We start from the raw sequence: 8,290 nt of genomic DNA on the forward strand, positions 1-8,290 counted from the left end.
TCAACCTTATTTAGGACGGGTCATAAAAATAAAAAAGGGACGTGAAAACGTCCCTTTTTTTATTCATTCAAACCCGGTTATTACTTTTTTCTATCAGAATGACCTAAATCCTGTTCCGGAGCAATGACATCACGAACACGTTGTTTTAGTTCGGTAATATCAGGAAAGCGGCCTTCCTGTTTTCTTGACCAGACCAACGCATTATCTGCCGTTACTTCAAAAACGCCACCGGTAGCCGGTTTAAGCGTTAATTCTGCAATCTCACCGTCAAAAGTGCTGAGCAGTTCCTGGGCCATCCAGGCGGCCCGCAACATCCAGCGACATTGTGTGCAGTAGGTAATGGTTATGTTATGCATTAATCAGCTTTAATGGCTTCAAAAGTTTGACTGGCCAGCTCCATTGCCTGGGACGCGTCGGCAGAAAGCACATTAAAGTGACCCATTTTCCGACCAGCGCGTGCTTCTTTTTTTCCGTAAAGATGCAGCTTTATATCAGGCTGAGCAAGCAGTTTATCCCAGTGTGGCTGGCTATTGCCCCAAACATCACCTAGCAAATTAATCATCACTACCGGCGAAATTAATTCCGCATTTCCGGCAGTAAGCCCGCAAAGCATCCGAACTTGTTGTTCGAATTGAGATGTGCGACAGGCATCCAGTGTGTAATGTCCGGAATTATGCGGCCGTGGTGCAATTTCATTGGCAATGATATCCCCTTGTTTGGAGACAAAAAATTCAACTGCCATGGTGCCAACATAACGAAGGCCTTCAGCAATTGTACTGGCCATTTCAATCGCCGTTTGCTGAAGTGATTCTGCCGCAATACTTGGCACGGTAGTCGAGTGCAAAATACCATTGATATGCACATTTTCAGCTACTGGAAAAGCGCTGATCTGCCCGTCCTGACTACGCGCCAGCACAACGGATATTTCACGTTCCAAATCGATTCGTTGCTCCAGAACGCATTCTTTTTGGCCTAAGGCCTCGAAAGCCTTATGGACAGCCTGTAAATCTTCACAAACAATCTGACCTTTACCGTCATAGCCAAAGGTTGCGACTTTCAGGATCGCCGGGAAGTTGATCTGGTCACCGATGCTGGCAATATCATCAGTGCTGTTAATACTGACAAACGGCACGGTGGCAATGCCCTGGGCACGAATAAAGCTCTTTTCAACATTACGGTTTTGCGTACTGGCCAGGGCGGTTGAGGAGGGATGGACAACGGTGCGTTGTTCCAGAAAGGCTAATGTGCTGGCAGGAATATTTTCAAATTCGGTTGTAATTGCAGCGCAACGTTGCGCAAGCTCAGCCAGGGCGGAGTCATCTGTGTAGGCAGCACAAATATGCTCGTCGGCAATAATTCCTGCAGGACTGTTCTTATCGGGATCCAACACAATAACTTTGTAGCCCATGGTTTGTGCTGCAGTCGTAAACATGCGGCCTAATTGACCGCCACCCAGCATTCCTAATGTTGCTCCTGGTAAAATCATTACATCCTCAGTTTTATGCTAGTGGTGGAAGTGTCATATCCAAGACAGCCTGGTACTGGTCTTTACGAAATTGTTCTAATTTAGCCGCCAACTTCTTATCGTGAATTGCTAACTGGGCAATAGCGAATAATGCAGCATTAGCGGCACCAGCTTCGCCAATTGCAAATGTGGCAACAGGTATACCTTTAGGCATTTGAACAATTGATAATAGAGAGTCCTGACCTTTTAGATAACGCGATGGAACCGGAACACCAAGAACCGGAACTAAGGTGTTCGCTGCGAGCATGCCGGGTAGATGCGCGGCCCCACCGGCCCCAGCAATAATGCAACTTAGCCCACGTGATTCGGCGGTTTTGGCGTATTCGGTGAGTAGATCGGGTGTACGGTGAGCAGAAACAACTTGGGTTTCGTAGGCAATGCCAAAAGCATCAAGTTGTTCCACGGCTTTTTGCATGACAGGCCAGTCACTATTACTACCCATCACTACGCCGACCAGTGGTTTGTCCATTGTTAGTCCGATTGTATTGTCAGAAAAGCAGTGCATTTTAGCTATTTTATTGAAAATAGGAAAATTTACTGCAGTTAGTTGCTGTCTAAAAAAAGCAGCTAGAATTGAATGGTGTCGGATCAATCGTTATACTAGGTGATCCTTTCTGCCGTGTTTTTGTGCGACGCTCCTCAGTTTAGACATAGCTGTGCCGGTTTTACCACCGGAATGGAGCTGCGACGGCGCTAACAAACGATGAAGGTATGTGACGTGAGTCAGCCAACAGAACTAACACAAGGTCTCTACAGACCTGAATTTGAGCGCGATAACTGCGGATTCGGACTGATTGCTCAGATGGATGGTAAACCCAGTCATTGGCTTATTAAAACAGCCATTGAAGCGCTGGGCAACCTGACCCATCGGGGCGCAATTGGTGCGGATGGCAAGACCGGTGACGGTTGTGGTTTATTGCTTAAAAAACCAGACAGCTTCTTTAAAGCTATTGCGGAAGAACTCGGTTTTTCGCTGGCGCAACGCTATGCGGTCGGTATGGTTTTTCTGTCACAGGACGACAATAAAGCACAGTTAGCGCAGGATGCTGTTACCGAAAAGCTCACCGAACAGGGTCTGCAAGTCATAGGCTGGCGTGAAGTGCCGGTCGATGCCGAAACGGCTTGTGGTGACGAGGCTTTGCGTTTGCTGCCGAAGATGCGCCATGTATTTGTGAATGCTGGCGAGTCTATGGATGACGCCACATTTGAACGCAATCTCTACATTGCACGCCGTAAAGCTGAAAAAGCCATCACTGACGATAAAGACTTCTATATCCCCAGCCTGTCATCACAAGTGGTTTCTTATAAAGGTCTGGTGATGCCGTCCTATCTGCCGGTTTTCTATAAAGATCTCAGCGATGAGCGTATGGAAACGGCTATATGCGTATTCCATCAACGTTTTTCTACCAATACCTGGCCGCAATGGCGTTTGGCTCAGCCTTTCCGTTATCTGGCACACAATGGTGAAATCAATACCGTTCAGGGTAACCGTAACTGGGCCTTGGCTCGTGGCGCAAAATTTGCGACCTCACTTATTGAAAACATGGAAGACATCCGACCTTTAGTTGGAACAACCGGATCGGATTCATCCAGCATGGATAATATGCTGGAAGCCTTATTGGCGGGTGGTGTCAGTATGTTCCGTGCCATGCGTTTACTTATCCCACCTGCATGGCAGAACGATCCAACTATGGATGCCGATCTGAAAGCCTTCTATGATTTTAATTCCATGCACATGGAGCCATGGGATGGTCCTGCCGGTGTGGTTATCACTGATGGTCGTTATGCCGCATGTACATTGGATCGCAATGGCTTGCGTCCAGCACGTTATGTGATAACCAAAGACCGTCATATTACGCTGGCGTCTGAAGTTGGTGTTTACAACTATCAACCGGAAGATGTTGTGGCGAAAGGCCGTCTGAAACCAGGCCAGATGCTGGCGGTTGATACTCAGACTGGTGAATTGTTGATGCCGGAAGATATCAACGAAATGCTGAAAACCGCTCAGCCGTATCGTGAATGGCTGGATAATAATCTGCAACGTTTGCAGGATACCCAGGACGATGATCAACACACATTGCCTGAGATTCAGGGCGATGAACTTGAAGTGTTTGAAAAAATGTTCGGTGTCAGCTTTGAAGAGCGTGATCAGGTCATTCGTGTTTTAGGTGAGCTGGGTCAGGAAGCAGTCGGTTCAATGGGTGACGATAGCCCGTTTGCCGTCATGTCACAAAAAGCCCGTTCGTTATATGACTATTTCCGTCAACAGTTCGCGCAGGTCACCAATCCACCTATTGATCCATTGCGTGAAAACATTGTTATGTCGCTTGAGACCTGTATTGGTCAGGAACGTAATCTGTTTGAAGAAGGTGAAGATCACGCACAGCGTGTTGTACTGGATTCTCCGGTACTGACCGAGAAACTGTTTAATCATATCCTCAGACTGGGTGATAACGACCCGGAATATAAATCTTATCGTATCTCGTTGAATTACCAGCCGGAAATCGGCCTGGAAAAAGCGATTGATGCGATTTGTGCTGACGCAGAAAATGCGGTGCGTAACGGCAATGTGGTAGTGATCCTCAGCGATCGGGATATTTCCAAAGACACATTACCGGTACATGCCCTACTGGCAACTGGTGCGGTGCATCAGCATCTGATTAAAGCCGGTTTGCGTTGTGATGCAAATATCATTGTAGAAACCGCGACAGCCCGTGATCCACATCATTTCGGTGTGTTACTCGGCTATGGTGCTACAGCGATTTATCCCTATCTTGCTTATGCCTGCCTGCAGGATCTGCGTGCCACCAAGGAAATCCAAAACGTTGAACATGCCGAACTTTGCCGTCTGTACCGTAAAGGTATTAACAAAGGGCTGTTCAAAATCACCTCTAAAATGGGTATATCAACCATTGCCAGCTATCGCGGAGCGCAATTGTTTGAAATCGTTGGCTTGAATGATGTGGTTGTGGATAAGTGTTTCACTGCTACTACCAGTCGGGTAAATGGAGCGGATTTTCAAGCATTACATGCAGATCAGTTGCAATTGGCTAAACTGGCCTGGAATCAACGTAAAAAACGTGACCAGGGTGGCCTGCTGAAATTCATCCATGGCGGTGAATATCATGCTTATAACCCAGATGTTATTGGCACATTACAGAAAGCTGTTCAGGGTGGCAGTTACGATGACTATCAAACCTATGCTGCGTTAGTTAACGAACGGCCGGCGATGGTGTTGCGCGACTTGTTGGATGTCAAGCTAGCCGATACGGCATTAGATATTGAAGAAGTTGAAGATACCGGCGCGATTCTGAAACGTTTTGACAGTGCTGGTATGTCTTTAGGCGCTTTATCGCCTGAAGCGCATGAAGCTTTAGCCATTGCGATGAACCGTTTAGGCGGTCGTTCCAATTCGGGGGAAGGTGGTGAAGATCCGGATCGTTTTGGTAACGAGCGTGTTTCCAAAATCAAACAGATTGCCTCAGGCCGTTTTGGGGTAACACCGCATTATTTGGTTAATGCCGAAGTTTTACAGATCAAAATTGCTCAAGGTGCTAAACCAGGCGAGGGGGGGCAGTTACCGGGTGGCAAAGTTAATCAGATGATCGCTACGCTGCGCCATTCAGTGCCAGGCGTAACATTGATCTCTCCACCGCCGCATCATGATATCTATTCGATTGAAGATTTGGCTCAGCTGATATTCGATTTGAAACAGGTTAATCCAGATGCGCTGGTCTCTGTGAAGCTGGTTTCTCAGGCGGGTGTTGGCACGGTTGCTGCCGGTGTGGCAAAAGCTTATGCAGATTTGATTACCATTTCCGGTTATGACGGTGGTACCGGCGCGAGCCCGTTAACTTCGGTGAAATATGCCGGTGGTCCTTGGGAGCTCGGTTTAAGCGAAGCGCATCAGACTCTGCGTGCCAATGACTTACGTGACAAAGTACGTCTGCAAACAGACGGTGGCCTGAAAACAGGGTTGGATGTCATCAAAGCAGCCATTCTCGGCGCGGAAAGTTTTGGTTTCGGTACCGGACCAATGGTCGCCTTAGGTTGTAAATATCTGCGAATCTGTCATTTGAATAATTGTGCGACCGGTGTTGCAACGCAGAATGAAAAGCTGCGCACACAGCACTTTATCGGTTTACCACAAATGGTAATGAACTACTTCCAGTTTGTAGCTCGTGAAACCCGGGAGTGGTTGGCTAAACTGGGCGTGCGCAGTCTGCAGGACTTGATTGGTCGTACCGATTTGCTTGAGGTCTTGCCGGGTACCACTGCCAAACAGCGTGGCCTGGATTTGCAACCTTTATTGTCGAACGCAGGTGTTCCTGAAGATAAACCGCAATTCTGCCTTGAGCCGAAAAATGAGCCTTATGATAAAGGTGAATTGGCTGAGCAGATGGTGTTGGATATTAAAGACACCATAGTGAACAAAACGGGTGGTGAATTCAGTTACAGTATTCGTAATATTAATCGTTCGATTGGTGCGCGGTTATCCGGTGAAATTGCCAAACTTTATGGTAATTACGGCATGATTGATAAACCGATACGCCTTCATCTGACCGGGTCTGCCGGACAAAGCTTTGGTGTGTTCAATGCGGGTGGTCTGGAAATGCGCCTTGAAGGTGATGCCAACGATTATGTCGGTAAAGGCATGGCCGCAGGCAAGCTAACTATCTATCCGTCACCTGAAAGCGACTTTGAAACGCAAAATGCCAGCATTATCGGTAACACTTGTTTGTACGGCGCTACTGGCGGAGAGCTTTATGCTGCCGGTAAAGCCGGTGAACGGTTTGCCGTGCGTAATTCCGGAGCGATTGCTGTGGTTGAAGGTGTTGGCGACCATGGATGTGAATACATGACTGGCGGCGTTGTTGTTGTGCTGGGCGAGACCGGGCTGAATTTTGGTGCAGGCATGACCGGTGGTCTGGCCTATGTACTGGATGTGGATAACACTCTGGCGGAACGTTATAACGAAGAGCTGGTTGAATTGGTGCGGATCGATGGTGACGAAATGTCAGAAGCCGCTTTGCATCTAAAAGGCCTTATTGAAGACCATGTGCGTGAAACCGGTAGTGTCTGGGCGCACCAGATTCTGGATCGTTTTGAACAGGCGATTAAAGAGTTCTGGCTGGTCAAACCCAAAGCAGCGTCATTGGATGGTTTATTAAAAATTGCCACCAAAGCGGCCTGATACAACTGGTAAAACTATATAACGATGAAAAAAAATACGTTTCAATTTTTAGATGTAGGTCGAGTTGACCCCAAAAAACTGGATGCAAGTGTTCGCAAGCAGCAATTTGGCGAAATATACGGGCAATTTGATGCGCCACAGGCAGCAGAACAGGCTGACCGCTGTTTAGAGTGCGGTAATCCTTATTGTGAATGGAAGTGCCCGGTACATAACTATATTCCGAACTGGCTGAAACTTATCAGTGAAGGCAATCTGGAACAGGCTGCTGAATTGGCCCATCAAACCAATACGTTGCCTGAAATCTGTGGTCGTGTTTGCCCACAAGATCGGTTATGTGAAGGTGCTTGTACCCTAAATGACGGTTTTGGTGCAGTCACCATTGGCTCAGTGGAGAAATACATTACCGACACTGCTTTGTCACAAGGCTGGCGTCCGGACTTATCCAATGTGGTGGATACTGGTAAGCGCGTGGCGGTGATTGGTGCGGGACCTGCCGGTTTAGGTGCTGCGGATGTATTGGTACGTAATGGTGTTAAGCCTGTAGTGTTTGATCGCTATCCAGAAATCGGTGGACTGCTGACATTTGGTATACCAGAATTCAAACTGGAAAAAGAAGTTGTTAAACGTCGTCGTGAAGTATTGGAAGGTATGGGAGTTGAATTCCGCCTGAATACGGATGTGGGTAAAGATGTCGAGTTTGATGCCTTGCTGGAAGAATATGATGCTGTTTTCCTCGGTATGGGAACCTACACCTATATGAAAGGTGGCTTTCCGGGTGAGGAATTACCGGGTGTCCATGAAGCTTTGCCGTATCTGGTCGCCAATAATAAAAAACTATTGGACTTGCCATCAGAAAACTATGTATCGCTTGAAGGTAAGCGAGTCGTTGTTCTGGGTGGTGGTGACACCGCAATGGATTGTAATCGTACGGCTATTCGTCAAGGTGCGACCAGTGTTATCTGTGCCTATCGTCGTGATGAAGAAAACATGCCGGGTTCACGTCGCGAAGTAAACAATGCACGTGAAGAAGGCGTTGAGTTTATGTGGAACCGTCAGCCGATTGAAATCATTGGCGATGGCAATAAAGTCACTGGTGTAAAAGTCGTCACCACAGCACTAGGTGAGCCTGATGAACGTGGACGCCGTCGTCCTGAACCAGTACAAGGCAGTGAAGAAATTATCGCTGCGGATGCAGTCGTTATCGCCTTTGGTTTCCGTCCAAGCCCTGCGCCATGGTTTGAAAAATTTAATGTCAGTATCGATGATGGTGGCCGTGTTGTTGCTCCCGCTGAAGGCGCCTGCGCTTACCAAACCACTAACCCGAAAATATTCGCTGGTGGTGATATGGTGCGCGGTTCTGATTTGGTCGTAACTGCTGTTTGGGAAGGTCGACAGGCAGCTGAAGGTATTCTTGAATATCTGGAAGTTTAACTCTCCAGTTTTATCTGAACACGTGGCAATTTTATCGCACTGAGTTGGTCATACTCGCTTGAGTCTGATCTCTCAGTGCGATTTTGTTTCTGAGTTAGGGCTTGTTTATCTTTCATATCCGCCTCTGTTGTGAGCTGAAA

At 47.6% G+C, this 8,290-nt stretch carries 5 protein-coding genes; 2 read left to right on the top strand and 3 right to left on the bottom strand.

The annotated features are described in order from the left end of the window. Positions 1 to 80: 80 nt before the first annotated feature. From B3O33_RS15140 to purE, 3 genes are read right to left on the bottom strand one after another with little or no spacing between them, the layout of a single operon-like run. On the bottom strand, positions 81 to 356 hold the full coding sequence (locus B3O33_RS15140) for a SelT/SelW/SelH family protein (protein WP_278389116.1): 276 nt from the start codon (positions 354 to 356) through the stop codon (positions 81 to 83). Then, positions 356 to 1,486: a 5-(carboxyamino)imidazole ribonucleotide synthase gene (locus B3O33_RS15145; protein ID WP_292362670.1), complete on the bottom strand. Its 1,131-nt coding sequence runs from the start codon at positions 1,484 to 1,486 to the stop codon at positions 356 to 358. The genes B3O33_RS15140 and B3O33_RS15145 overlap by 1 nt, the downstream gene beginning before the upstream one ends. Before the next feature lie 13 nt (positions 1,487 to 1,499). Continuing rightward, the gene (gene purE / locus B3O33_RS15150; protein WP_278389119.1) at positions 1,500 to 1,994 is read right to left on the bottom strand and encodes a 5-(carboxyamino)imidazole ribonucleotide mutase; all 495 of its coding nucleotides are present in this window, start codon (positions 1,992 to 1,994) and stop codon (positions 1,500 to 1,502) included. Positions 1,995 to 2,228: 234 nt separating this feature from the next. Between purE and gltB the strand changes: the two genes are divergently transcribed. Both gltB and B3O33_RS15160 read left to right on the top strand, forming a co-directional pair. Beyond that, the gene (gene gltB / locus B3O33_RS15155) at positions 2,229 to 6,719 is read left to right on the top strand and encodes a glutamate synthase large subunit (RefSeq protein WP_292362669.1); all 4,491 of its coding nucleotides are present in this window, start codon (positions 2,229 to 2,231) and stop codon (positions 6,717 to 6,719) included. 24 nt (positions 6,720 to 6,743) lie between these two features. Beyond that, positions 6,744 to 8,150: an FAD-dependent oxidoreductase gene (locus tag B3O33_RS15160; RefSeq protein ID WP_292362668.1), complete on the top strand. Its 1,407-nt coding sequence runs from the start codon at positions 6,744 to 6,746 to the stop codon at positions 8,148 to 8,150. Positions 8,151 to 8,290: the final 140 nt, after the last annotated feature.

It is taken from the genome of Methylophaga sp. UBA1464, from assembly GCF_002325665.1.
Taxonomy (GTDB): Bacteria; Pseudomonadota; Gammaproteobacteria; order Nitrosococcales; family Methylophagaceae; genus Methylophaga.

Excerpts from the sequence above, each read along its gene's own strand:
- B3O33_RS15140 (WP_278389116.1), bottom strand. The coding sequence starts at position 356 with ATGCATAACATAACCATTACCTACTGCACACAATGTCGCTGGATGTTG.
- B3O33_RS15145 (WP_292362670.1), bottom strand. The coding sequence starts at position 1,486 with ATGATTTTACCAGGAGCAACATTAGGAATGCTGGGTGGCGGTCAATTA.
- purE (WP_278389119.1), bottom strand. The coding sequence starts at position 1,994 with ATGGACAAACCACTGGTCGGCGTAGTGATGGGTAGTAATAGTGACTGG.
- gltB (WP_292362669.1), top strand. The coding sequence starts at position 2,229 with ATGAAGGTATGTGACGTGAGTCAGCCAACAGAACTAACACAAGGTCTC.
- B3O33_RS15160 (WP_292362668.1), top strand. The coding sequence starts at position 6,744 with ATGAAAAAAAATACGTTTCAATTTTTAGATGTAGGTCGAGTTGACCCC.